Consider the following 24,385-nt stretch of genomic DNA (forward strand, 5'->3'; position numbering starts at 1 on the left):
GGGAAGTCAGGCGTAGGTCAGGTCGGCCCGCGTGATCAGGCCGCCCGAGATGTCGAAGCTGTAGTCCGCGCGGAATCCGCCACCGGAGGCGGGCGCGAAGGCCACCACCATGGTCGTGCCGCCGGCGCGCGGGGTGTTCTCGAGCACGGTCAGGACCCCGCCGATCACCTCGGCGTCGGCCCACCGCCGGATCTCGTCGTGGCCGGCGATCTCGCGGCCCACGTCGACGATCACGGCGTCCGGCGTGAACGAGGCGACCAGGCCGTCCAGGTCACGCGCGGCGACCGCGTCGACGTACCGCTGGGCGGCCGTGTCCAGCGGTACGGAGGCGGTCGGCACGGGCCGGGTTTCCGTCGGGGTGCCACAGGCCGCGAGCACGCCGACGGCGAGGACCAGCAGCCACCTCACCGCGCCGCCGCCTGCGCGGGCAGGTCGCGGTTGCCGTCACCCCAGACCGCGGTCATGACCATGCCGTCGATCCGCCAGCCGGCGGCGGTCCGCTTCAGCGAGAACCGGTACGTGCCGCCCAACGTCCACAGCGACCCGCCCAGCACCGACGCGAGCCGGTGCGTGGCGAGGAACGACGCCGTGCACACGGCCGCGTCGCCGGTCACGGTCACGAGGTGGTTGGTGAGCAGGTGGTGCGTCGAGTCGTAGCCGCCCAGCGCCTGGCTCCAGGCACCGGCGATCACGTCCGGCGGCAGCGTGACGGGCTCGCCGCCGTTGAGACTGGTGTAGTCCAAGGACACCTCGTCGGCGAACACCGACACCAGTGCCTCCCACTCGCGGTGGTCGGTGTGCCACAGGACACGCGTGCAGGTCTCGACGACGTCCAGCCGGTCCGCCACCGCGGCTCCCCCGGAGTCGGTCATGGTGTTCTCCTCCCCAGTGCGGCGCTTCCGCCGCGAGGTCATGATCACCACCATCCTGGCCTACCCGGAGCGTCAGTACGAGGACGAAATCCTCGTCACCGCCACAAGGAACCGTTGTGGCTCGCAAGGTTCGGGCATGATCGACATCCGCCACCTGACGTCGTTCCCCGCAGTGGCCGGGGAACGCACCATCACGCGGGCCGCCGCGCGCCTGCATCTGACACAGCAGACCGTGTCCACGCACGTCCACCGCATAGAGCGCGCACTCGGCATCACCCTTCTCGTCCGCACCTCGCGCGGTGTGCTGCTCACGCCCGCCGATGCGGAACTCGCGGCCGGCGGGCAGGCCGTGGTCGACGACCTGGCCGCGCCGGCGAACCGGGTGCGCGCGGTCGCGTCCGGCCAGGCCGGCGCCGTCCACCTCGCGTGGTCACACTGGCGGACCTCGGCGACGAACCGGCCCTGCTGCCCGACGTGCGCACGTCGGCCGAGACCGAGCGGCACCGGCTGGTGGACCCGCGTCCCGCCGACCGCCCGGCGCCGCGCGGCCGGCGCACGCCGTCGTTGGAGGACGCGCTCCTGGACGTCACGGGCGGGCGGGGCATCCGGCTCGCACCGCGGCCACTGGGCCGGATCGCGCCCGCCGGGAACCTGCGCCGGATCCCGGTCGTCGACGCGCCGCCGTTCGACCTCGCGATCGGTGTGGACCGACCGCGCACCGCGCGACGTGATCGCCCGACTGGTCGCCGAGGTCCGGTCCGTCACGGGCTTTCGGGATCTGCACGCCGCGTGAACTCCCACGCCCACTCGCGGATCGCCGCCTGGTACCGGAAGAACGGGTCCGCGGGCACCTCCTCGGCCTCCTCGTCGGTCGGCCAGAAGCGCAGCACGACGTGCTCGACGCGGTGGATCGCCGCGTGGGGGAACTCCTCGTGCCGCCGGTCGTCGGCGCCCCAGCGGTGCAGGCGCACCCGGTAGGTGCCGGGTGCGCCGAGGTCGAGTTCGGCGGTGCCCGGCCGTTCCGCCGAAAGCCCCAGCGCACGCACGAACGCGTCGGGGAAGCACACGACCTGTTCCGCGACCCCGTCGCCGTCCGGTGCCGCGCTCCACGCCTCCAACTGCACCAGGGCGTACCGCGTGACCGTGCCCTCGGCCGCGACCACGACGGCGCCCCGGCTGACCGACAGGCCGACGTCCTGGGCCGGTACCGGTGCCGCGGGCAGCGGCAGCCGGGACTCCACCAGGAAGTGGCCGTACTCCACGTCCACCAGGCCGTGCGCGGACCGCAGGAACCGGCCGCTCATCGGGCCAGGTTCAGGTAGGCGGTGCGCACGGACCGCTCGGCCTGCGCGTCGCGGAACTCGAACCGCGAACCGTCGGGGAACGCGATCCGCACGAACCACTCGGGCCGCACCTGGCGACCCAGCGGCACGGCCGTGTACCGGGGGACGCCCGCGGGACCTTCCCACAGCGTCACCAGCGGCGGGCCCTCCGGCGCACCCCGGGTGCGGAAGTGGCCCAGCAGCCCGGACGCCGGCGGCTCGGCCGGACGCGTCCGGCCGCCCTCGACGACCAGTGCCGACCGTCGGCTGGTGAGCAGCAGCCAACACTCGTCGCGGGCGGCCGTGAACAGGTCGGCCCAGTGCGCCGCGAGGTGGCCGGGTCGGGCGTGTGCCCAGCCCCAGACCGCCGGGTCGTGCACCCACTCGTCGCGGTGGAACCGACCGCTCGCGACGGCGCGCGTGGGCAACGGCCACGCGGGGTCGGCCACGTGCAGTTCCGGCACCTGTCCGAGGACGACGTGCGGTGCGGTCACCGTCGCGCCGACCGTGCTGCCCAGGTGCGCGTCGCGGTTCACCGCCCAGACCACCTGCTCGCCCGGCGCGCACCAGTGCTTCCGCGCGAGTTCGGCGATCTTCGTCCGACTCCGGGCCACGGGCCTACCCCGCCACCAGCGACAGCAGGCGGCGTGCCTGCTCCGGCCCGCCCGCCGCGACCACGTCCACGCCGGAGCCGTCCACCAGGGACAGCCTCAGCACGGCCACGTCGCGTGGCCGCGTCCCGCGCGGCAGTGCGCGTTCGGCGAGCGCCACCCGGGAGATGCGTTCGCGCGACATCTCGGCCACGGTCGTGATCGGCACGGTCTCGACGTGGTCGTGCGGCGGGAACAGCGGATCGGACAGGGGGCTCTTCGCGAAACCGGCCACGCGGTCGAACAGCTTCTTCTCCGGCTCGGGCACCGACGGTCCGGCCGGCGCCGCCACGCAGGCGAGCCGGTGCGGGGTCAGCACCAGCCACGACCGCGCCGAGGCCCGGCACGCCCGGGAGGCGAGGGTCTCCGGTCCCCGTCCCCACACCACGACGGCGGGCGCGTCGGCACCGCCGTCCCCGGGGCCCGCGCCACCCGACGCGGCGTCGGCCGCGGCGAACACCGCGGTGCCCGGCCCACCGGCCACTGTGCCCAGCGCACCACGCGCGGGCTTGCCCCACCAGTCCAGGCCCGCGGCGTCGTACCGGACCGTGGCCGGGGTGATGCCCACGCACAGCAGGATCGGTTCGTCCGGGCGTGCCCAGGACTCGCGGAGGGCGAGCACCCCGTCGAGCTTCACCAGGAGGACCCGCGTTCCCACGCCCGGCGACGGTCCTCTTGGCTCCGCGCCGCACCGGACTCGATCACCGTGGACACACCGGCGCCCGTCCGGGCGCCGCCGAGGCGTGCCTGCCCGTCGACTCGACTCGTGTTGCCCGCCAAGGCACCCTCCCCGGTGACGCCCTGCCCGACACGGTCGGCGGTGGTCGAGACCAGCGTACCGGCGGCGATATGGCGTGGCGGCCCCTGCCGCGCGGGCCGCCCGACGCCGGACTCGCCGGGGACCGGTAGCCGTCGCGCGACATTCCGCGTCATGACAAGGATCTCCCGCCGCGACGCCACAGGTGGACGGCTCATCGCGGCGGGCGGGAGTCGGAGAGCACGGCGGCGACCGTCAGCGAACCGGCGCGGCGGTCGTCCACCGCCGGGAGCCGTCCCGTCCCCGCGGCGTCCTGGAAGGACTTCGTCGTCGCCCGCACGCGTCGTCGTGGATCGGTCACCACGGCCCCCGTTTTCCGCCCCGAAACCGAAGCCTGAAGGCTACGACAGGCGGCCCAGCGCTGTCCGGGCATTCGAGGGGTTCGAGTCCCCCGTCACGAAGAAAGCGCGGCAGGTCCTTTCGGACCTGCCGCGCCACACGGCGTCACGCCACGTCGTACCGGTCCAGGTCGGTGACCTTGGCCCACGCCGCGACGAAGTCGGCGACGAACTTCGCGCCGGCGTCGTCGCTCGCGTACACCTCGGCCACGGCCCGCAGCTCGGAGTTCGAGCCGAACACCAGGTCGGCGCGGCTGCCGGTCCACCGGACCTCGCCGGTCGACCGGTCACGGGCCTCGAACGCCTCGGACTCGGCCGAGGTCGGCTTCCACTCCACGCCCATGTCGAGCAGGTTGACGAAGAAGTCGTTCGTCAGCGTGCCCGGCCGGTCGGTCAGCACGCCCTGCGCCGACTGCCGGTGGTTGGCACCCAGCACCCGCAGGCCGCCCACGAGCACGGTGGTCTCCGGCGCGGTCAGCGTGAGCAGGTTCGCGCGGTCGACCAGCAGGTACTCGGCCGGGAGGCGGTGGCCCTTGGCCACGTAGTTGCGGAAGCCGTCGGCCGTGGGCTCCAGCGGCGCGAACGACTCGGCGTCGGTCTGCTCGGCGGTGGCGTCGGTGCGGCCCGGCGTGAACGGCACCTCGACGGTGTGACCGGCGAGTTCGGCGGCCCGCTCGACCGCGGCGTTGCCGCCCAGCACGATCAGGTCGGCCAGCGAGACCTTCTTCCCGCCGGTCTGCGCGGCGTTGAACCGGTCGCGAACGCCTTCGAGGGTGGTCAGCACGCCGGCCAGCTCGTCGGGCTCGTTGACCTCCCAGTTCCGCTGCGGCTCCAGGCGGATGCGGGCGCCGTTGGCACCACCGCGCTTGTCGCTGCCGCGGAACGTGGACGCCGACGCCCACGCCGTGGCGACCAGGCGCGACACGGACAGGCCCGACTCCAGGATCTCGCGCTTGAGCGCGGCGACGTCGGCCGCGTCGACCGTCTCGTGGTCGAGCGCGGGCAGGCGGTCCTGCCAGATCAGCTCCTCCTGGGGCACCTGCGCGCCGAGGTAGCGCTGGATCGGGCCCATGTCGCGGTGGGTCAGCTTGAACCACGCGCGGGCGAACGCGTCGGCGAACGCGTCCAGGTCGTCCCTGAACCGCCGGGAGATCCGCTCGTAGACCGGGTCGAAGCGCAGTGACAGGTCCGTGGTGAGCATCGTCGGCGGGCGCTTCAGCTCGCCGCTCTCCGGGTCCGGCACGGTGTTCGCGGCGGCGCCGCCCTTGGGCTGCCACTGGTGGGCGCCGGCCGGGCTCTTCGTCAGCTCCCACTCGTAGTCGAACAGGTTCTCGAAGAACGTGTTGTCCCACTTGGTCGGCGTGGCGGTCCAGGTGACCTCGAGGCCGCTGGTGATCGCGTCGCGGCCCTTGCCCGAGCCGAACGAGTTGCGCCAGCCCAGGCCCTGCTCCTCCAGCGGCGCACCCTCGGGCTCGGCCGAGACGTGCTCGTCCGCCGGCGCGGCGCCGTGTGCCTTGCCGAACGTGTGGCCGCCCGCGATGAGCGCGACGGTCTCCTCGTCGTTCATCGCCATACGGCCGAAGGTGTCGCGGATGTCGCGCGCGGCGGCCAGCGGGTCGGGGTTGCCGTTGGGGCCCTCGGGGTTGACGTAGATCAGGCCCATCTGGACGGCGGCCAGCGGGTTCTCCAGGTCGCGGTCGCCGGAGTAGCGCTCGTCGCCCAGCCACGTGCGCTCCGGGCCCCAGTAGACGTCCTGGTCCGGCTCCCACACGTCGGCACGGCCGCCGGCGAAGCCGAAGGTCTTGAGGCCCATGGTCTCCAGGGCGCGGTTGCCCGTGAAGATCATCAGGTCGGCCCAGGAGATCTTGCGGCCCCACTTCTTCTTGACCGGCCACAGCAGCCGCCGGGCCTTGTCCAGGTTGCCGTTGTCGGGCCAGCTGTTCAGCGGCGCGAAGCGCTGCATGCCCGCGCCGGCGCCGCCGCGGCCGTCCTGGACGCGGTAGGTGCCCGCGCTGTGCCAGGCCATGCGGATCATCAGCGGGCCGTAGTGGCCGAAGTCCGCGGGCCACCAGTCCTGTGAGGTGGTGAGGACCGCGTCGACGTCGGCGGCCAGCTCGTCGAGGTCGACGGTGAGGAACTCGGCGGCGTAGTCGAAGTCGCCGGCGTGCGGGTCGGAGGCGGCCGAGTGCTTGCGCAGGATGCCCAGGTTGAGCTGGTTCGGCCACCAGTCGCGGTTACCGCCACCCTCGACGGGGTGGCCGATGCGACCGGTGCGGACCGGGCACCCGCCGGCACCCTCGACGTTCATGTCGCCGACGACGGCGTTGTGGCTGTCGGACACTGGATTCCTTCCGGAAAGGGGCCGCTGGTCAGCGGGTTGCGGCGGAACAGTCGGGGCACAGGCCCCGGTAGACGACCTCGGCTTCGTCGATCGTGAAGCCGTGGTCGTCGGACGCTGTCAGGCAGGGTGCGTGTCCGACGGCGCAGTCGACGTCGGCGATGGCGCCGCACGAGCGGCATACGACGTGGTGGTGGTTGTCCCCCACGCGGGCCTCGTAGCGCGCGACGGAACCGGGCGGCTCGATGCGCCGGAGCAGCCCGGCCGCGGTCAACGCGCGGAGGACGTCGTACACGGCCTGGTGGGACACCGTCCCGAGGGACCCGCGCACGGCACCGATGATCGAATCGGTGTCGGCGTGCGGGTGTTCGTGCACCGCGGACAGCACGGCGATCCGCGGCGACGTGACGCGCAGCGACGCGTCACGCAACATCTGCCGGAAGTCGGAGGCCGTGGGCACGGCGCCGAGTCTGGCCCATTTTCTGGAATCAATCAAGTTGACGTTCATCACCCGGACGGCCGCACCGAATGGACTGATCGGTCCAGTGATCGATCGAGGTGGGAAGAGGATCTACAGTTCGCACTCCACATGCGACATTCGGGGGACCATGCCATGGGCCTGCTCACAGTGCTCACCAAGCCGCGTTTCACCCTGGCGATGATCTCGCTCAGCCGCGAGGCCAAGCGGCTCGGCAAACCGTGGGACGACTACGTGAGCGGCGCCGCACTGCGGGCCCGGATGGTCACCCTGCGTCACCCGTCCCGCTGGGGCCTGCCCGCCGAATGGGACATCACCGACGAACCGTTCGTCACCGATCCGGACCTCGCGGCGGCGCTCGCCGCCCGCCGGAAGGGCGACTGGAAGCCGGTCGCCCGGGTGCTGGAGTCCATCGGGACCGACTGGGCCCGCCGCGCGCACGCCGTCGACCTGCTCGCCGCGCACACCTGGTCGGACCGGACCTCCTGGCTGGACAAGTGGCTGACCGCCGAGCCCGAGTCGCCGGACGCGGCCGTGGTGCGCCTGGGCTGGCTCGTCGCGCACGCCTGGGTGCTGCGCGGCGCGGACCGTGCCCACAACACCTCCGCCGAGCAGTTCGCCGGGTTCCACCGCGTGCTGCGCACGGCCGTGGAGCAGGCCAAGCGGGCGAGCGCCCTGGCACCGGACGACCCGACCCCGCGCCAACACTTCCTGACGATCGCCCGCGGCCTGGGCTTCCCGCCCGCGAGGTTCCCCGAACTGTGGGCGGACCTGCTGCGCTGCGACCCGTCGCACCGGGGCGGGCACCGACACGCGTTGCAGTACTGGCGCCCGCATTGGTACGGCTCCTACCCGAAGATGTTCGCGTTCGCCGACGAGGCCGCCGCGAAGTCGCCGGCGTTGGCGTCGGTGCGCATCGTCGCCGCGGTCGAGGCGTGCGAGGACCACCCCGACACGTGGCGGGCGCCGGAGTTGGCACAGGCCGTGGACACCACGCTCGCGTGGGTCGACGGCGACGGCGACGGTGCCGACAGCCCGACCGTGCGCGAGGACCGGGCGCTGCTGGCCGTGGCGCTGGTCGAACTGCGCCGGTACGACGAGGCGCTCGCCCAGTTCCGCGTGCTGGACCGCAACGCCGACGCGTCGGTGTGGGGCCGGCTGTGGGGCGACGAGCGGATGGGGTTCACGTACACCAGGGCCAGGGCGTACCAGCACGTCCGACCGACCACAGTGGACTGATCGATTCCCGGGCCGCCCGGTACGGTCCCGGCCATGACGAGTGAACCGGTCCTGGCCGAGATCGCACCGGGTGTCCACGCGTGGGTCCAGCCCGACGGCACGTGGTGGCTCAACAACGCGGGCGCGGTCCACGCGGGCGACGAGGTCGTCCTGGTCGACACCTGCGCCACCAGGGCGAGGACCCTGGCGTTCCTCGACGCCGTGGACGCCGCGACCGGCGGCGCCCCGATCGGGTTCGCGGCCAACACGCACCTGCACGGCGACCACGTCCACGGCAACGCCCTGCTGCCCGACACGACCACGATCGTGGCCCACGAACTGACCCGTCGGGGCATCCTCGCCGACACCATCCTGAAGAACACCCCGCCCGCCTGGTCCCCCACGCCCGACTGGGACATCGACGAACTGCGCGCACCCACCCTGACGTTCCGCGACGAGGTGACCGTCCACGCCGGCGACACGCCGATCGTGCTGCGCCACCCGGGATTCCCGGCCCACACCGTCGGCGACGTCGTCGCGTGGCTGCCGGACCAGCGCGTCCTGTTCACCGGCGACCTCGTGTTCCACGGCGTGACCCCGCTGATCGCGATGGGCTCGGTGACCGGTGCCGCGAAGTCGGTGGACTGGCTGCGCACCTTCGACCCGGAAACCGTGGTCCCCGGCCACGGTCCCGTGATCGACCGGAACGCCTGGGAGGAGGTCCTCGAAACCCACACCCGCTACTACACGTTCGTGCGGACCGTCGCCGACCACGGCCTGACCCACGACCTCACACCCCTCGAAGCCGCCCGCCAAGCCGATCTGGGCGAGTTCGCCGCCCTACCCGACGCCGAACGCCTGGTCGCCAACCTGCACCGCGCCTACGCCGAGCTGGACGGCCGGGAGTTCGACATCACGGCCGCCCTCGGCGACGCCGTGGCGTACCACGGCGGCCCGTTGCGCTGCGCCCTCTGATCCGGGCGGTCGCGCCGGGATTTGTCCGTTCCGGCACGGAGCCCGCCGCGTTCTTGCGAACATGGGGCCCGCCCGGCCCACCCGAGGTCCCGGCCGTTCCGGAGGTTTCGCGATGTCGGCCGAGTTCGACGAACTCGTCGCCCGGTTCGAGCAGTTCCAGGCCCGGCTGCACCGGGTCGACCACCAGGACGACGACATCGCCGGCATGGAGCGGGAACTGGCCGCGCTGGAGGTGGTGGCCACCTCGCCGGACCGGGCGGTGACCGTGGTCGCCGGTCCGTCCGGGGCGATCAAGGACATCCGGCTCACCGACCACGCCCTGCGTCGCCCGCCGCACGCACTGGCCGGTGCGTTGATGGCGACCCTGCGCCAGGCCGTGGCCGAGGCCGCACGGCGCCAGGCCGGGATCGTCGGGAACGCGCTCGGCGACGACATGCACCTCACCGACCAGGTGCTGGAGACCCAGGCCCGGCTGTTCGGCGTCACACCGCAGGAAATGCGCGCCATGACCGAACAGCACGCACCGGATCAGGCACCACCACCCGCGGGTCCGCCGCCACCCACGCCGCCTCCCGTGGCACGACGCCCCGCACCGCCTGTCCGGCCGGCACCGCGCCGCCCCGCACCGGCCGACGAACCCGAAGACTTCTCACAGCGCGGGTTCCTCCGGGACGACGACGGGTCCGCACAGCCGCCGCGGCCGGGTCCGGCGCCCGGCAGGGACGGCCACTACCTCAACCTCTACGACCAGGAGGACCGGTGAGCGGCGGTTTCGACGTCAGCCCCCAGGAGTTGCGGGACTTCACCAGCAAGCTCGACGGCCACCGCGCCACCGCCGGGGAAATCGCGGGCCTCGTGGCCAAGGCGGACGTGACGGACAAGTCGTGGGGTGTCGTCGGGCTGCTCGTCAAAAGCAACTACACCGGGATGCTGGGCGACCTGAAAGACCTCTTCACCGCCATGCAGGACGGACTCAGGTCCGGTTCGGACAAGTTCACCGGCGCCGCGCAGGGCTACGACGACCAGGAGGCCGCGGTCAAGGAGCTGCTGAACGGCCTGCAAGTCGAGCTGGACAACCTGTAGGGGGACGACGATGGCGGAGGAGAAGACCAAAGCCGGCGGCGTGGAGATCACCGTCGGCGAGAAGGCCACGAGCCAGAAGGTGGCCGAAGCCGTCCCCTTCTACGGCAACTACCTCAAGACCACGGAAGCGCTGGGCAAGGCCCAGAAGGACGGCGGCGCGGAGGTGACCGGACTGGCCTCCGAGGCCACCGGGTTGCTCGGTGCGGTGGGCACTTCGGCGTTCGGCATCGCGACCGACCCGATCGGCTGGCTGGTCGGACAGGGATTGAACTTCCTGATCAGCGTCGTCCAGCCGCTCGAAGACGCGATCCACTTCGTCAGCGGCGACGGCCCCGCCCTGTCCCAGGCCGCCGAGAACTTCAACAACATCGCGAAAGGCGTCGCCGAGCTGCGCAAGAAGTTCGACGAGGACCTGAAGAACTCGGTGACCGGCTGGGGCGGCCCGGCGAGCGAGGCCGCCGGCACGAAACTCGGCGAGTTCGCCAACGGGATCGACGGCGTCGCCGGTCAGGCCGGCGAACTGGCGCGGTTGCTCCAGATCTCCAGCATGGTCATGACCATCATCGAGGACTTCATCAAGGCGATCCTCACCGAGCTGATCACCTGGCTGATCATGATCTGGATACCCGCGCTGGCGGCGGCCGTGCCCAGTTTCGGCGCGTCCACCGCCGCCGCCGGCGCCGCGACCGGCGTCCGGGTCGCGTCCACGGGCAGCCGGGTCGCCCGGATCGTGGCCAGGCTCAAGCAGTTCCTCGCGAAGATCCTCGACTTCCTGCGCGGCCTGGCCGGCCGGATCGGCAACGTGAAGGCCGCGTTCCAGCGCTCCATGGCCAACAAGCAGATCAGCCACGTCGTCGCAGCGGGGATACAGGACGGCAAGAAGCCGGGCCACAGGTCGCCGATCGTGCAGGTCTGGGGCGAGAGGGGCGTGCTCGGCGAGCGGGTCAGGGACGGATTCGGCAGGTCCGTCGCGGGCTCGGCCTTCGATGCCGCACAGGCACAACTGGGTATCGGCACCGGCACGAACGCGGGCATCGACAAGCCCATCCGCAACTTCGGCTCGGGCCAGAAAGCCGCCGCGTACGACGACACGGGCACAGACCAGTACAAAGAGAAGACCGAAGGGCACCTGGACATCTGATCATGGACACCCTCTCGATCTTCGGTCCGCTCATCGCGATGCTGCTCGTCCCGATCGCACTCCTCTACTGGTGGCAATGGCACACCCACCGAAAAGACGAACGGGAACACGCCGAAGCCCTCGCAGCCTTCGCCGACGAAGTCGGCGGGAAAGTCGTCGGTCGCGACGAGGCCCGCGCGTGGTCCGCAGACCTCCTGTCGCCACTGCGTCACCAGACTGAAGGCTTTTTCAACAAGCTGGGCACAAGGCGACGTGCCCGCTTCGACACCGCGATCGACTTCCGACGGGACGGCTGGCCCGTACGCGTAAGCGAAGCGTCGATCCGGAAGTCCGTGCCCACCGCCGGGACGACCACGATTTACGAGTACCGGATCGAGGTAGCGGTCGACTCGGTCCTGCCTCCGATGCGGATCAGCCAACTGGTCCACGCAGACTTCCGCGGCCGACCGCTGCCACCGACGCCTTCCGGCTACGCCACCGAACCGCCGAGTGGCGCCCCGCAGTGGCTTCCTGCCCGGTTACCCGCCGAGGTGGAGCAGGATTTCGCCGCGTACACCACCGATCCGGTGGCGGTGGCCCGTGCGTTCACGCCCCAGGTCGTCGAGTGGATGGTCGGCCGCACCGACGAGCCATCGTTCCTGAGCACCATGCCTTTCCTGCTGCATTTCGAGGGCGGCTTGGTCTTCGCGACGATCGGCAAGCGCATCGACACCGAAACGCTGCTGCCCCGGGTCGACGCGATCATCGGCCTGATCTCCCGACTGGGTGACCGACCGGCACTACGCTGATCACGTGGCCGCGGAGATCCGCTACCCCGGACGCCGTGGCGACGTGGTCGAGGCGTTGGCGTTGTTCGTCGCGCTCACCCCGGAGAACGTCGCACACCGGCCCGGCGACCTGGACGACGCGGTCCACTGGCTGGTCGACGACACGTTCTGGGACCTGCACGACGTGGCCGACTCGATCGGTTTCCTGCTGCGCGACAAGCGTGAGGTCGCGGTGATCGAGGCGGTACTCGATCCGTTGCTCGCCGTCCTCGGCGCGCTCGGCCCGGTGCGGCCCGACGTCGAGTACTTCTGCCACGAACGTTGGCCCGACGTCGTGGCCGCCGCCGCGAACGCGCATCGCCTGCTCGACGACGCCTAAAGCGACTGGCGACGGCTCAAGGAGTTGGGCGGCTGCTCGGTGCGGGGCAGCGGGGGCGTGTAGGTGTCCTCGGGGCGGACGGCGGGGAGGGTGAACGCGAACCGCGAACCGCCGGTCGGGTTGTCGGTCGCCACGATGGTGCTGCCGTGGCGTTCGACGATCCGCCGGCAGATCGCCAGCCCCAGGCCGGTGCCCGTGTAGTTCGTGCCGGTGTGCGCGCGGTGGAACGTGGCGAAGATGCGGTCGTGCTGGCCCGGCGGGATGCCGATCCCGTTGTCCACCACGGCGACGCTGATCCGGCCGCCGCGCCGGTGCGTGGTCACGACGATCTCCGGCACCACGCCGGGCGCGGTGTACTTGATCGCGTTGCCGATCAGGTTCTCCATGAGCTGGCGCACGAGGACCGCGTCGGCCAGCACGGGTTCCAGGGTCCGGCCGGCGAACTTCGGCACGGGTGCGCCGGCGGCCACGGCCGCGTCGGCACGCCCGGCGGCGATGTCCGCGACCAGCGCGGTCAGGTCGACCGGCACCGGCTTCAACGGGGCGTCGCGGGCCGTCGTGTACGAGAGCAGGTCGTTGATCAACGTGCGCATCCGGCCGGCCGCCCGACCGACCCGGGTCAGGGCGATGCTCGCCTCGGACACGTTCGCGTGATAAAGGGACTCGCGGGCGATGTCGGACCAGCCGTCGACGGCGGTCAGCGGGTTGAGCAGGTCGTGGGCGACGACGCCGGCGAAGGCCACCAGTTCGTCCCGGTGACGGCGTTCGGCGGTCACGTCGTGGTAGACGAGCACCGTGCTCTGGCCGCCACCGGGCTCGGGCAGCGCGGTCGCGCGCAACTGGAGGATGCGCCCCTCGGGCACACCCTCGTTGCGGATCAGGACGTCCATCTCCTGGACGGTCTCCCCGGCCGCGAGGCGCGCGTGGGGCATCTCGGCATCGGACATCGGGGTGCCGTCGAGGTGGAACATGCCGTAGTACGCGCTGCCGGCCGCGATCCCATCGAGGCCGATCTTCCCGCCGAGCAGTCGGACGGCGGACGGGTTGCCCAACGTGATCCGCCCGGTCGAGTCGACGACGGTGAGACCCTCGGTCATCGAGTCGATGATGGCGCGATTGAGCGTGGCCCGCTGTGCCGCGTTCTCCTTCTCCTCGCCCAGTTCGTCGAGCAGCGCCTGGCGTTCCTCCCGGCCCAACGCCAGGGCCAGGCCGATCATCGCGACGGTGGTCACGAACAACTGCACGATCAGCGCCCGGCCGGCGTTCGAGTCCACGTAGGAGAACGGACCTTGGCCGTGCAGCGTGAACAGCACGGCGATCATGGCCAGCCCGGCGGTGTGCAGGGTGACGAACCGGGCCGACAGCCGCGCACCCGCCCACACGGTGAGCGAGATCAGCAGGGACGCCACGGGCAGGCCCTCGTCGGCGGTGAACGCGACCACGTAGACGACCCCCGAGCACGCCGTCACCGCGACGCACTCGCCGACGTTGCGCACCGGACCGGACCGCAGCAGCGTGAGGCCCAGCGTGCCGACCAGCACGATCCCGGCGATGTTGCGGGACAGCCAGACGGCCGTGGTGATCAACGAGTAGTGCCCGGTCACCAGCCACACCCCGAGGGGTCCGACCAGGGCACCGGCGGTGGTGGCGACCACGGTCGCCGCGAGGACCGTCCACAGGTCGGGCAGGCTGCGCAGCCCCCGCTCGAACACCACCGGACGCACGCGTGCCACGAGGATCACGAACAGCCCGGCCTGCAGCAGGTTGGCGATCACGAACACCCCGGCCTGCCCGGGGCTCGCGCCGGTGGCGAGGTTGACCACGACGGTGATCGCGGCGAACGCCGCCACGTCGACCCACAGCGTCGGCGAGCGGCGCTGCGCGGCGAACCACAGCACGGCCACCCCGGCGGCGGGCCACACCAGACTGAGGTTCGTCGCGTCGAGGACGGTCAACCGCCCGGCCGCGGTCGCCACCACGAACAGCGCCGCGAACCCGGCCGTGCGGGCCAGGGCGGTCATTCGTCCACGCACGTCGTCGCCCACCCGCGCCTCCCCGATCAGTCACCCCGTTGTAAGCGACGGCACGCCCACAAGCAGCAGAAACACCACGATCAAGCGACACTCGATCGGTGAAAACCCACAATCAACGACACACCGTCACCCCCCGATGACGACAGGACACCGACACCACATGACGGCAGGGCCCGGAGGACGCATCTTGAGTGCCCCTTTCCGCAACGACGAGCAACGCGCTCCCGGCGCTCTCGGAATGGCACCCACCACGCACCTACCGCCCGGACCTCACCCCAACGCCGCGGCCAACCCCGACCGCCGCCGAACCCCCAACTTCCGGTAGCTGTTGGTCAGGTGGGTCTCCACCGTCCGCACCGCGAGGTGCAAAAGCTCCGCGATCTCGGTGTTGGAGTGGCCGGCCGCCGCCAGTCGGCAGATCCGCTCCTCGCTGTCGGTGAGCGTCTCCGGCCGGGCACCGCGGGCGCCCAGGTCCCGCAACGCGGCCTCGGCCACACCCCGCAGCCGGACCGCCCCCGCCCGTCCCGCACGGGTGGCTGCGTCGCGCAACACCCGACGGGCCGTGATGCGGCGCCCGTTGTCGGCCAGCAGCCGGCCGTGGGTGATCAAGGCCGGGACCAGTTCCGGCACGGCGGGCTCCCGCAGCAGGTCGACGGCGTCGGCCGCCAACGACAGCCCCCGTCGTCCACCCGTGGCCGACGCGAGCGCGCGCAACGCACGCCCGACGGCACGTGGCGTCCCCCAGATCCGGGCCAGCCGCAGTTCCTCCTCGGCCAGCGCCACGGCGGGCCCCGGTTCGCCGAGCAGCACGTGGCACTCGGCGGCGGCCGAGCGCCACGGCGTGACGACCGGGCTGTGCACCTCGCGTTCCGCCTGACGCCGCCCGCACTCGCGCAGGTCCGCCAACGCCTCGGCGGGCGAACCCGAAGCCAGCCGCAGCAGGCCGCGCGCGTACAGGAACTCGTTCCACTCCCAGGAATCACGGTCGTCGTCCACGCCCGCGACCAGTTCGTGCGCCCGCTCCGGACGCCCGGTCTCGATCAGGGCGATGACGGTCTGCGCCACGAGGTGCGGGTTCCGACCGGACGACTCCGCCAGCAGCTCCGCGTACTCGCCGCGCATGATCCGGGTTTCCGCCCGCACGGAGAGCAGGCACTGGTACGCCGGTTCCAGGGTCGGCTCGCGGAACGCCGCCAGCCCGCGTTCGACCAGCCGCTCGGCGTCGCCGAGCAGGTCCGCCCACTGGGCCAGGGTCGCGGCCGACACCAGCACGTACGGACGGACCGCCGGGTCGAGCGGCCCGGCGACCAGGGCGTGCACGCGGTCGGCGACCTCGGCCGCGGACAGCACGCCGTTGGTGGCGTCGAACTCGGTGAGCAGCGCGAACGCCGGGGGCGCCAGGTCGTGGGGCGTGCCGACGGCGATGCGGCGCAGCCCCCGGACGACTTCGAGCCAGCTCCGGCCGTCGTGCGACGCGATCAGCGCCGCCGCGGCCTCGACCGCGTGCACCAGGTCGGGCCGGTCGGCGAAGCGTTCGGCCAGGTCCGCCATCACGTCGAGCGCGGCGGGCGTCTCGCCGCGCGCCGCGAGCACGGTGCCGAGTGTGTTGGCCGCGCGGAACAGCCCGTCGACGGACTGCTGCAGGTGCACGGCCTCGACCAGGTGCCGGATGCCGCGTTCGGCGTCGTCGGTCACGACCTCCAGGCCGCCGAGTTCGCCGAGCACGAGGCCGCGTCGGTGCTCGCCGAGCGGTTCGTCGAGGGCACGGCGCAGCAGCACGACGGCGTCGGCCGGGCTCGCGGTGCGGGCGGCGCTCACGAGGGTGTGCGCGGCCCACGCCGGTCCGGGCGCGGCGGTGTGCAGGAGGTGCGCGGCCACGCGGTCGTCGGGTTCGCCGTTGCGGTGCCGGAACCGGGCGGCGGCGCGGTGGATCTCCGCGCGCTGTCCCGGTGCGAGTCCGGCCAGGACGGCACGGGTCAGCAGCGGGTGCGCGAACCGGGGCCAGTGCCCGGGGCGGTCGTGCACCAGCAGGCCGCGTGCGGCCAGGTCCGCGAACCAGCCGGTGACGTGGTCGACGTCGGCGGCGCAGTAGGCGGCGATCAGCGCGGCCGGGTCGTCCGGGTCGGCGACCGGCCGGTCCTGGAGCAGGGCGACGATCCCGGCGGCGGTCTCGGCACGGGCGCCGCATCCGCGCAGCCATCGCCCGACCGCGTCGGTGAACGTCTCGCCCGGCACGGTCGGCAGCTCCGCGGCGCCGGGCTCCAGGTCGGCGAGCAGCGCGGTCAGCAGGGCCGGGTTGCCCGCCGTGGCCGGGAAGCAGGCGTCCGCCAAGGGCGCGAGGGTGGCGGCGGCGCGGCGGTCCAGCGGCGCGACCCGGCAGGTGGCGGCGAGTTCGACGGGCAGGTCCCGGGCGAAGGCGGACGGGGTCTGCCCCAGGCCGGGCTCACGGCGTTCGGTCACCAGCAGCAGGACCGGCAGCCGGTCGACGCGGCGGGCGACGCGCACCAGCCAGCGCTGCGACTCGGGATCGGCGAGCCCGACGTCGTCGACCGCGAGCAGGAGGGTGTCGTGCGCGCAGTGCAGGCGCAGCAACGACCAGAGTTCGGCCTCGGTGCCGTCCCCGTTCGGGTCGAGGCCGAAGAGTTGACGGGCCGCGGCGTAGGAGGTGGCGGTCTCGTCGACCGCACACCTGGCCCGCAGCACGGTCAGTCCGCCGAGCGCGGCCCGGCGGGCGGCTTCGGCGAGCAGCGCGCTGCGCCCGACGCCGGACCCGCCGACGAGGCGTAGCAGCCCGCCGGACCCGGCACGGGCGTAGGCGGCCAGTTCGGCGATCCGCGCCAGGTGCGTCTCCCGGTCCACCAGCCGGTTGTGCCGAAGCGTGTCCATCACCTGTTCCTCTCCGGACGGGGTCCGGGCGCTCGGCCCCCCACGAAGCCGAGCGCCCGGAGGGGAGTCGACCCGGCGTGCGGGGCGGACCGCGCGCCGGGTCGGACCTCCACCGGGGAACGGATGTCTCCTGACCGGCCCCGAGGGCCGCGGCGGCGACCCGTGGTCGATCTTCGTGGCCGGCCGGGCGCGGTGCCTATCGTGGACGCCCACGAGATCGGGTCCACCCGATGCGGACTGCCCACTGGGTGGACTTCGTTGACTCATCGAGGCCGCCTCGACTTAATAGGTCGAGGCAATCTCGACTTGAAGGAGTCCCATGTCCACCGAAACCCCGGCGGCGCGCACCGCCTCGCCGTGGGGCCCCGCCCTGGCCGCGATCGTCGGCGCGGAGTTCCTGCTGCAACTCGACGGCACCGTGGTGAACGTGGCGCTGCCCGCGCTGCGCGCCGACCTCGGCGTCGACGTGGCCGCCGCGACCTGGGTGCTCAACGCGTTCTTCCTCGCGTTCGGCGGTCTGCTGCTGCCCGCCGGCCGCCTGGGCGACGTCCTGGGCCACCGCCGCGTCTTCCTCCTGGGCATCGGGCTGCTGACGGTCGCGTCGCTGGCCGCCGGGCTGGCGCCGACCTTCGAGGTCCTGATCGTCGGACGCGTCGCACAGGGCGCCGGCGCCGCGATCGCCGGGCCGACGGGACTGGCCCTGCTGGCGATCCTGTTCACCGGCGAACGCCAGGCCCGCGCGTTCGGGCTCTACTCGACGGTCACGGCGCTGGGTGCCGCGTCCGGGATGATCCTCGGCGGCCTGCTGACCGCCGTCGGCGACTGGCGGTGGAGCCTGCTGGTCAACGTGCCGGTCGGCGTGCTGATCCTCGCGATCGCGGTGCGCGCGGTGGGCAAGGACGACGCCGCACGGGCACGGTCCCTGGGCGTGCCGAGTGCCGTGCTGGTCACCGCCGCGTTGGGCACGGGCGTGTTCGGCCTGGTCAACGCCGCCGAGCGGGGCTGGGGCCAGGTGTGGACCGTCGTGCCGCTGGTGGTGTCGGCGGTGTTGGTCGCGGTCCTGGTGGCGGTGGACGGCCGCGCGGCCGAGCCGCTGCTCCCCCGCCGCGTCTTCGCCGACCGGGCCCGGATCGGCGGCTTCGTCGCGCTGGTCCTGCTGGCGTCCGTGCTCACCGGGTTCCTCTTCCACACCAGCCAGTTCCTGACCGGCACGCTGGGGTTCAGCCCGTTGCGGACGGGGTTGGCCCTGCTGCCGTTCGGGTTGGCGCTGCTGGCGAGCACGCAGGTCCTCACCAGGTACGTGGCGAAGTGGGGCCTGCGCACCCGGGCGACGGTCGGGCTGGTGCTCGTCGTCGCCGCGTTCGCCTGGCTCGCCGCGGCGACGGGTTCCTACGCGACCGCCGTGCTGCCCCAGATCGTGGTGCTCGGCGTAGGCGTGGGGGTGGCGATCATCCCGTTCAACATGATCGTGCTGTCCACCGTCGACCCCGCCGACACGGGCATCGCCGCCGGGCTGCTCCAGACCGCGCTGACGGTCGGCGGCTCGATCGGCCTGGCCGTGCTCCTGCTGCCCGCCGGGCCGTCGGCGGTGTTCGCGTGGAGCGCGGTGATCGCCGCACTGGCCGTGCCGGTGATCAACATCCTGCGGACGCCGGTCGGCTAACCTGGCCCGACTGCGGCCCAAGGAGGCATTTCGTGACCGCGTACCTCGCCCGACGCCCGAAACGAGCGGACGGACGGCGCAACTACGACAACATCCTCACGGCCGCGCGGACGGCGTTCGACGCCCACGGCACCGACGCCGCGCTGGAGGACATCGCCCGCAACGCCGGGGTCGCGATCGGCACCCTGTACGGCCACTTCCCCACCCGCGAGACGCTGATCGAGGCGTCGGTGCGCGACAGCCTCGACGCGTTGCGCGACCGCGCCGAGGAGCTGACCGCCCACGCCGGGGACGACCCGGTCGCGGCGTTGACGACGTGGTTCCACCAGTCCGTGGCGCATTGCAGCACGTACCGCGGCCTGGTGGGCTTCCTGACCGCGAGCACCTACGACGAGGGCACGCCGCTGCACCAGTCGTGCGTCGACATGCACGGCGCGGGCGGCGCGCTGCTCGCGATGGCCCAGGAGGCGGGCCGGGTGCGTGCCGACCTGACGCCGACGGACCTGTTCACGGCGATCACGTCGGCGGCGTGGGCGCGCGAGTCCTCGCCGCCGGGCGAGGACCACAGCGTCCGGTTGATCGGGTTCCTGATCGACGCCTTCACCCGGTGACGGGCGGTCCCGCGAACAGACCGGGGTCGGCGGCGACCACCAGGGCGGTCACGATGATCCCGAACCAGTTGACGTCGTCGCGTTCGCCGCGCGGGTGGCGACGGCGACCCGGCAACCCGATGGTCGCCACCCAGTCGTCCACCTCGGCCGGTCGGAGCACGAACGGCGACACGCCCTGGCAGCGTTCGAGCACCCGTAGCGCGGGACCGGTGTCGCACAACCGGTCCCGGTACTCCTCCCGGAAGCGCCGGGACTGGGCGCGTCCCTCGTGGATGTCGCCGAACATCCGCGCCCGGGCCGGGTCGGTGCGGCCACGACGCCACCGGGTGTCGGGCAGGACGCCGTGCTCCAGGTACCGCAGCAGGTCGCCGATCCGGTGCGCCAGGACCGTCGCCACGGTGGCCGACATGCGGACCACGATGCCGTCCACGGCACGCACGGCGTCGAAGCAGTCGCTCTCCGGCACGTCGAAGACGTCCATCATGCGCTCCGCGACCATTCAGAGCAGTCCGTGCCGGTCGAAGGCTGGCATCACGTGCTTGTGCACGAGCCGCAGTTGGTCGCGCACGCCCAGTACGCCCGGCAGTTCCAGCCCGCACAGCACGCGGACCAGGTCGGCGTCCGTGACGGCCAGGATCAGGTGGTCCACGCCCGCGCGGGCGATCTCGTCCGCGATCTTCCCGACGCACTCGGCCGGCGTGCCCGCGACCGACAGCCGCTGCGCCACCTCGACCGGCGTCAGGTCGTAGGCCCGGCGCAGGTCGCCGGCACCGACCGCCGCCACCGCCTCGGCCAGGCTGCCCGGGTCGACGCCGTTGCGCATCAACCGCTCGTCCGACATCGACGACGCGTACAGCGCGACCACGGCGCGGGCGGCACGTTTCGCGGCCTCCCCGTCGTGCCCGACCGCGAACACCACCCACGCGCCGATGTCCAGCGTGCGCCAGTCCCTGCCCGCGCGTTCCGCGCCGATGCGCACGTTGTCCACGAGGTACCGGTAGGCCCGATAGGTGTAGCTCAACGCGTGGTGCACGCCGTCGGCGATCTCCCCGGCCAGGCGGAACGACCGCGGTCCGCGCATGGCGCCGAGCTTGAGCGGGCAACCGGTCGCGCACGGGACGGGCGAAGGTGAACAGGCCGTCGTAGTGGTAGTGCTCGCCGTGGTGGGTGATCGCGCCTTCGTCGAGGAAGGTGCGCATCACGTGGTGCGCCTCGGCGACGTGGGACAGCGGTTTGGCGCCGCGCCAGTCGATCCCGTACTGGGCGAGCAGGCCGAAGTTCCCGCTGGAGATCACGCACTCCGCGCGTCCGCCGGTCAGCTCGTCCAACGTCGCGGCGGCCTGGGCGATGAGCGTGGGCTCCCGCAGCAGGACCGGCGACAGGCACGGCCCGAGGCGGATGTCCCGCGTCTTGTCCGCGGCGGCGAAGAGCTGCCCATGTCCTTGTGCCACGTCTCGTCGGCCGCGTACACGGCGTGGAAGCCGAGTTCGTCGGCCAGGCGGATCGCCTCGATCGAGTCCCGCAGCGGGAAGTCCGGCAGCATGGCGTAGCTGAACTTCACGACTTCTTCTCCCGTCCACGTCGGCGTTCGTGCGGTCGCACGTCCGAGCGTGGCAGGGTCGCCGGGCCGGCGGATGTGCCGTCCGGGTACGAAAAGGAATCGGCCGGGTGCGGGCACCCGGCCGATCCGTGCACCGTCGAAGGATCAGAGTGTCAGCACGCCGCCGAGGCTCGCCCAACCGCTCCACCCGTTGTTCGGGGCCGTCTGCCAGATGTGCCACAGCGCGTTGTTGCCGCCCCTGGCGAAGACCTCCAGGCGACCGTCGGCGTTGTTGTCGACCGCGGGCACCGAGGTGATCACGCCACCGAGGCTCGCCCAGCCACTCCAGCCGCCGTTGGGCACGGTCTGCCAGATGTGCCACAGGGCGTCGTTGCCGCCGCGGACGAACACCTCCAGGCGACCGTCCTGGTTGTTGCCCACGACGGGCGGGGTACCGATGAAGCCGCCGAGACCGGCCCACCCGCCCCAGCCGTTGTTCGGTGCGGTCTGCCAGATGTGCCACAGCGAACCGTCGCCGCCGCGCACGAACACCTCAAGCCGACCGTCCTGGTTGCGGCCCGCCGCCGGGTCGGCCGTGATCGTGCCGCCGAGGCTCGCCCAACCGCTCCACCCGTTGTTCGGGGCGGTCTGCCAGATGTGCCACAGGCCGTCGTCGCCGCCGCGGACGAACACTTCGAGGCGACCGTCGGCGTTGTTCGCCACGGAGGGGCTTCCCGTGAAGTAGCCGCCCAGACCGGCCCAGCCACCCCAGCCGTTATTGGGCGCGGTCTGCCAGATGTGCCACAGCGAACCGTTGCCGCCACGCGCGAACACCTCGATGCGGCCGTCCTGGTTGCGACCGGCCACCGGATCGGACGTGATCGTGCCGCCGAGGCTCGCCCAGCCGCTCCACCCGTTGTTCGGCGCCGTCTGCCAGATGTGCCACACGGCGTCGTCCCCGCCGCGGACGAACACCTCGAGCCGACCGTCGGCGTTGTTGATCACCGACGGGGTGCCGGTGAAGTAGCCGCCGAGGCTCGCCCAGCCGCTCCAGCCGTTGTTCGGCGCGGTCTGCCAGATGTGCCACAGCGCACCGTCGGTGCCACGCGCGAACACTTCGAGCCGACCGTCCGCGTTGCGGCCCACGCCCTGCGCGTAGGTCAGCGGCGCGGCCCGTTCCGCCGTGGCCGGCAGTGCGGCGGGTGCGACCCCGGGCTGTGCCGAAGCACCCGGCGCGATCGCGGTCACCACCGCGGTCGCGATGGCGGCGGCGCCGATCAACAGTCTCGCGGCGAGCCGATTCTTCATCGTCCATCCCCCTTTTCGGGTCCCTGACCGGTGGATCCGGCCGGCAATGGGACGCCCACCACCATGGCAGTGCCGGAACCGGCCGAGAAGGTCTCTTTCAGGGGTTCGGCCGCACGGTCGAGGCATTTCGCGCAGTAGTCGTCTAATTCGTGTCAAACGGCCGTTCGCGCAGGTGAAGACCTGACGATCGGATGATCCGGAAATTGTTTCGCGTCGCGCGGTCACCCATCCTCCGGCAATATCGGGTGACAATGGAAACGTTCGTTGACACCCCGGAACGGCAGGCGAAAGATGCGCGGAACGCCGCCCCGACACCGGTTCCGGGGGGCACACCCAGGTGATCCCCTGATTTCCCTCTGAATCGCGGTGACGGACCGCGGCTACCGTCCGCCCATGAAAGCCTCGGTCCACACCGGATTCGGTCCCGCCGACGTCGTCGAGGTCGTCGAGGTCGTCGACGCGCCCCGTCCCGTCCCCCGCGCCGACGACGTCCTGATCAAGGTCCACGCCACCACGGTCACGTCCGCCGAGTGCACCATGCGTCGTGGCGAACCGGTGTGGGGACGGGTGATCCTCGGCCTGCGCCGACCCCGCCGCGGGCCGCGGACGCCGGGCCTGGAGGTGGCCGGGGTGGTCGACTCGGCCGGGTCGTCGGTGACCCGGTTCGCGCCGGGCGACGAGGTGTTCGGATTCACCGGCTTCGCCGTCGGCGGGCACGCCGAGTACGCACGCATGCCCGCGTCCGGCTCGCTCGCGCCCAAGCCGACCCGCCTGTCGTTCGCCGAGTCGGCCGCCGCCGTCGACGGTGCCACGACCGCGCCGTACTTCCTGCGCGACAAGCTTTCCGTGCGGCCGGGGCAGCGGGTGCCGGTCACCGGGGCGTCGGGCAGCATCGGCACGTACGCGGTGCAACCGGCCAAGCACTTCGGCGCCGAGGTGGTGGGCGTGTGCGGGCCGTCCGACGTCGACCTGGTCCGGTCGCCGGGTGCGGACGAGGTGATCGACTACACCGCACGCGACTTCACCGCCGACCTCGACTCCTACGACGTCGTGTTCGACACCGTGGCGAAGGGTTCCTTCCCGCGGGCGCGGCGGGCGGAAGGTCGTCATCGGCATGTCGGTCGACAAGAGCGCGACGCTGCCGACGATCCGGGAACTGGTCGAGGACGGCACGCTGCGGGTGGCCGTGGACCGCGCCTACCCGCTGGAGCGGATCGCCGAGGCGCATCGGCACGTCGACTCCGGGCACAAGCGCGGCAACGTGGTGATCACCGTGGTGGCGGGACTGACCGGCACGCGGTGGGCACCGGGCCGGCCCGGGGAGACGCCGGGCCGGCCCGGGAACCTCAGGCCGCGGCTGCCTCGTGCACGCCCTGCTCCTCGGGCACGGTCGAGCCCTCGACGCGGAAGCCGCCCCAGTACCGCTGCACGGCCGCGAGTTCGGCCGCGTTCGGGTTCGGGTTGGCACACCGGCCGCCGGCCATGACCTTGTCGCAGTTGCCGATGTCCTGCGGGTGGTTCAGGCCGAGGATGTGGCCGAACTCGTGCACGACGACCCGCAGCGGCGCCGCGCCGGACTGGGTGATCTGGTTGCGGTAGAAGTAGATCTGACCGCGGGTGCAGCCCACGCAGCTCGCGGTGCCCGGCGCGGACCCGTTCTGCGCCGTGGTCACCGTGACCCCGCCGGAGCCCTTGACCAGGCGCACGCTGGTGACGCCCGCGTTCCAGATCTTCACGGCCTCCTCGACCTGCGACGCCAACTCGGCGGCGCGGGACGAGTCGTAGTAGATGGTCCGCACGGCCTGCCGCGGCGCGGCGGTCGCCGTCGGCGCGGCGGTCGCCGTCGGCGCGGCCACCAGTCCGACGGCGAGGGCGAGCAGGAGGGGAAGCGATTTCAGTCGGAGCATCACGCAGGACTCCTCATGGCGCAGGGATGCCGGCGCGTGTGCAGGGACGCGCCCGGCGG

Annotated in this window: 23 protein-coding genes and 2 pseudogenes; 11 read left to right on the forward strand and 14 right to left on the reverse strand. The window is 72.4% G+C overall.

The window, feature by feature from the left end; genetic code table 11:
- Positions 1-6: 6 nt before the first annotated feature.
- Both F4559_RS17685 and F4559_RS17690 read right to left on the reverse strand, forming a co-directional pair.
- A complete protein-coding gene (locus F4559_RS17685; RefSeq protein ID WP_184670092.1) occupies positions 7-408 on the reverse strand; it encodes a nuclear transport factor 2 family protein in 402 nt (133 codons plus the stop codon).
- The gene (locus F4559_RS17690; protein ID WP_184670094.1) at positions 405-872 is read right to left on the reverse strand and encodes a nuclear transport factor 2 family protein; all 468 of its coding nucleotides are present in this window, start codon (positions 870-872) and stop codon (positions 405-407) included. The genes F4559_RS17685 and F4559_RS17690 overlap by 4 nt, the downstream gene beginning before the upstream one ends.
- A gap of 136 nt (positions 873-1,008) precedes the next feature.
- Here F4559_RS17690 and F4559_RS17695 point away from each other — a divergent pair, with 136 nt between their 5' ends.
- Positions 1,009-1,665 carry a LysR family transcriptional regulator gene (locus F4559_RS17695; RefSeq protein WP_221447268.1) on the forward strand — a complete coding sequence of 219 codons (657 nt, stop codon included), beginning with the start codon at positions 1,009-1,011 and terminating at the stop codon, positions 1,663-1,665.
- Here F4559_RS17695 and F4559_RS17700 read toward each other — a convergent pair.
- From F4559_RS17700 to F4559_RS17725, 6 genes are all read right to left on the reverse strand, one after another.
- A complete protein-coding gene (locus F4559_RS17700) occupies positions 1,634-2,176 on the reverse strand; it encodes a hypothetical protein (RefSeq protein ID WP_184670096.1) in 543 nt (180 codons plus the stop codon). The genes F4559_RS17695 and F4559_RS17700 overlap by 32 nt on opposite strands.
- Positions 2,173-2,808: a hypothetical protein gene (locus tag F4559_RS17705; RefSeq protein ID WP_184670098.1), complete on the reverse strand. Its 636-nt coding sequence runs from the start codon at positions 2,806-2,808 to the stop codon at positions 2,173-2,175. Before F4559_RS17705 ends, F4559_RS17700 begins: the two co-directional genes overlap by 4 nt.
- Positions 2,809-2,812: 4 nt before the next feature.
- The gene (locus tag F4559_RS17710) at positions 2,813-3,502 is read right to left on the reverse strand and encodes a hypothetical protein (RefSeq protein WP_184670100.1); all 690 of its coding nucleotides are present in this window, start codon (positions 3,500-3,502) and stop codon (positions 2,813-2,815) included.
- Positions 3,503-3,815: 313 nt separating this feature from the next.
- Positions 3,816-3,962: a hypothetical protein gene (locus tag F4559_RS17715; protein WP_184670102.1), complete on the reverse strand. Its 147-nt coding sequence runs from the start codon at positions 3,960-3,962 to the stop codon at positions 3,816-3,818.
- 143 nt (positions 3,963-4,105) lie between these two features.
- Positions 4,106-6,340: a catalase/peroxidase HPI gene (gene katG / locus F4559_RS17720; RefSeq protein WP_312865706.1), complete on the reverse strand. Its 2,235-nt coding sequence runs from the start codon at positions 6,338-6,340 to the stop codon at positions 4,106-4,108.
- Between the two features lie 28 nt (positions 6,341-6,368).
- The gene (locus F4559_RS17725) at positions 6,369-6,797 is read right to left on the reverse strand and encodes a Fur family transcriptional regulator (protein ID WP_184675919.1); all 429 of its coding nucleotides are present in this window, start codon (positions 6,795-6,797) and stop codon (positions 6,369-6,371) included.
- A gap of 153 nt (positions 6,798-6,950) precedes the next feature.
- Between F4559_RS17725 and F4559_RS17730 the strand changes: the two genes are divergently transcribed.
- The 7 genes from F4559_RS17730 to F4559_RS17760 all read left to right on the forward strand — a co-directional run bounded on the left by F4559_RS17730 (position 6,951) and on the right by F4559_RS17760 (position 12,378).
- The gene (locus F4559_RS17730) at positions 6,951-8,054 is read left to right on the forward strand and encodes a DUF4034 domain-containing protein (RefSeq protein WP_184670103.1); all 1,104 of its coding nucleotides are present in this window, start codon (positions 6,951-6,953) and stop codon (positions 8,052-8,054) included.
- Between the two features lie 33 nt (positions 8,055-8,087).
- The gene (locus tag F4559_RS17735) at positions 8,088-9,008 is read left to right on the forward strand and encodes an MBL fold metallo-hydrolase (protein WP_184670105.1); all 921 of its coding nucleotides are present in this window, start codon (positions 8,088-8,090) and stop codon (positions 9,006-9,008) included.
- A gap of 112 nt (positions 9,009-9,120) precedes the next feature.
- The gene (locus F4559_RS17740; RefSeq protein WP_184670107.1) at positions 9,121-9,771 is read left to right on the forward strand and encodes a YbaB/EbfC family nucleoid-associated protein; all 651 of its coding nucleotides are present in this window, start codon (positions 9,121-9,123) and stop codon (positions 9,769-9,771) included.
- A complete protein-coding gene (locus F4559_RS17745) occupies positions 9,768-10,091 on the forward strand; it encodes an ESX-1 secretion-associated protein (RefSeq protein WP_184670109.1) in 324 nt (107 codons plus the stop codon). The genes F4559_RS17740 and F4559_RS17745 overlap by 4 nt, the downstream gene beginning before the upstream one ends.
- Positions 10,092-10,101: 10 nt before the next feature.
- A complete protein-coding gene (locus tag F4559_RS17750; RefSeq protein ID WP_184670110.1) occupies positions 10,102-11,232 on the forward strand; it encodes a hypothetical protein in 1,131 nt (376 codons plus the stop codon).
- A gap of 38 nt (positions 11,233-11,270) precedes the next feature.
- The gene (locus F4559_RS17755; RefSeq protein WP_246445242.1) at positions 11,271-12,020 is read left to right on the forward strand and encodes a hypothetical protein; all 750 of its coding nucleotides are present in this window, start codon (positions 11,271-11,273) and stop codon (positions 12,018-12,020) included.
- A 4-nt stretch (positions 12,021-12,024) separates the two neighbouring features.
- Positions 12,025-12,378, forward strand: coding sequence for an SCO4402 family protein (locus tag F4559_RS17760; RefSeq protein WP_184670114.1), 354 nt, complete (start codon positions 12,025-12,027; stop codon positions 12,376-12,378).
- On the opposite strand, the gene F4559_RS17765 is transcribed toward F4559_RS17760, so the two are convergent.
- Positions 12,375-14,423: a sensor histidine kinase gene (locus tag F4559_RS17765; protein ID WP_312865707.1), complete on the reverse strand. Its 2,049-nt coding sequence runs from the start codon at positions 14,421-14,423 to the stop codon at positions 12,375-12,377. The genes F4559_RS17760 and F4559_RS17765 overlap by 4 nt on opposite strands.
- 258 nt (positions 14,424-14,681) lie before the next feature.
- Entirely contained in the window at positions 14,682-17,297 is a 2,616-nt protein-coding gene (locus F4559_RS17770) for a helix-turn-helix transcriptional regulator (RefSeq protein ID WP_184670116.1), read from the reverse strand.
- Positions 17,298-17,616: 319 nt separating this feature from the next.
- On the opposite strand from F4559_RS17770, the gene F4559_RS17775 reads away from it, so the two are divergent.
- Positions 17,617-18,960 carry an MFS transporter gene (locus F4559_RS17775; RefSeq protein ID WP_184670118.1) on the forward strand — a complete coding sequence of 448 codons (1,344 nt, stop codon included), beginning with the start codon at positions 17,617-17,619 and terminating at the stop codon, positions 18,958-18,960.
- Between the two features lie 32 nt (positions 18,961-18,992).
- Positions 18,993-19,571 carry a TetR/AcrR family transcriptional regulator gene (locus tag F4559_RS17780; protein WP_184670120.1) on the forward strand — a complete coding sequence of 193 codons (579 nt, stop codon included), beginning with the start codon at positions 18,993-18,995 and terminating at the stop codon, positions 19,569-19,571.
- On the opposite strand, the gene F4559_RS17785 is transcribed toward F4559_RS17780, so the two are convergent.
- The 3 genes and pseudogenes from F4559_RS17785 to F4559_RS35165 all read right to left on the reverse strand — a co-directional run bounded on the left by F4559_RS17785 (position 19,561) and on the right by F4559_RS35165 (position 22,419).
- Entirely contained in the window at positions 19,561-20,052 is a 492-nt protein-coding gene (locus F4559_RS17785) for a DUF2017 family protein (protein WP_221447269.1), read from the reverse strand. The two genes, F4559_RS17780 and F4559_RS17785, sit on opposite strands and share 11 nt — an antisense overlap.
- Before the next feature lie 18 nt (positions 20,053-20,070).
- Positions 20,071-21,352 (reverse strand): annotated as a pseudogene (locus tag F4559_RS36760) (LLM class flavin-dependent oxidoreductase).
- Positions 21,277-22,419, reverse strand: a complete 1,143-nt coding sequence (locus F4559_RS35165) for a PLL family lectin (protein WP_246445245.1) — start codon at positions 22,417-22,419, stop codon at positions 21,277-21,279. The pseudogene F4559_RS36760 and the gene F4559_RS35165 overlap by 76 nt, the downstream one beginning before the upstream one ends.
- 537 nt (positions 22,420-22,956) lie before the next feature.
- Here F4559_RS35165 and F4559_RS36765 point away from each other — a divergent pair.
- Positions 22,957-23,677 (forward strand): annotated as a pseudogene (locus F4559_RS36765) (NAD(P)-dependent alcohol dehydrogenase); the annotation flags it as partial.
- Between the two features lie 88 nt (positions 23,678-23,765).
- Here the strand turns inward: F4559_RS36765 and F4559_RS35175 are convergent.
- Positions 23,766-24,326, reverse strand: coding sequence for a snapalysin family zinc-dependent metalloprotease (locus F4559_RS35175; protein ID WP_246446009.1), 561 nt, complete (start codon positions 24,324-24,326; stop codon positions 23,766-23,768).
- Between the last annotated feature and the right edge of the window lie 59 nt (positions 24,327-24,385).

The organism is Saccharothrix violaceirubra (assembly GCF_014203755.1).
Classification (GTDB): Bacteria; Actinomycetota; Actinomycetes; order Mycobacteriales; family Pseudonocardiaceae; genus Actinosynnema; species Actinosynnema violaceirubrum.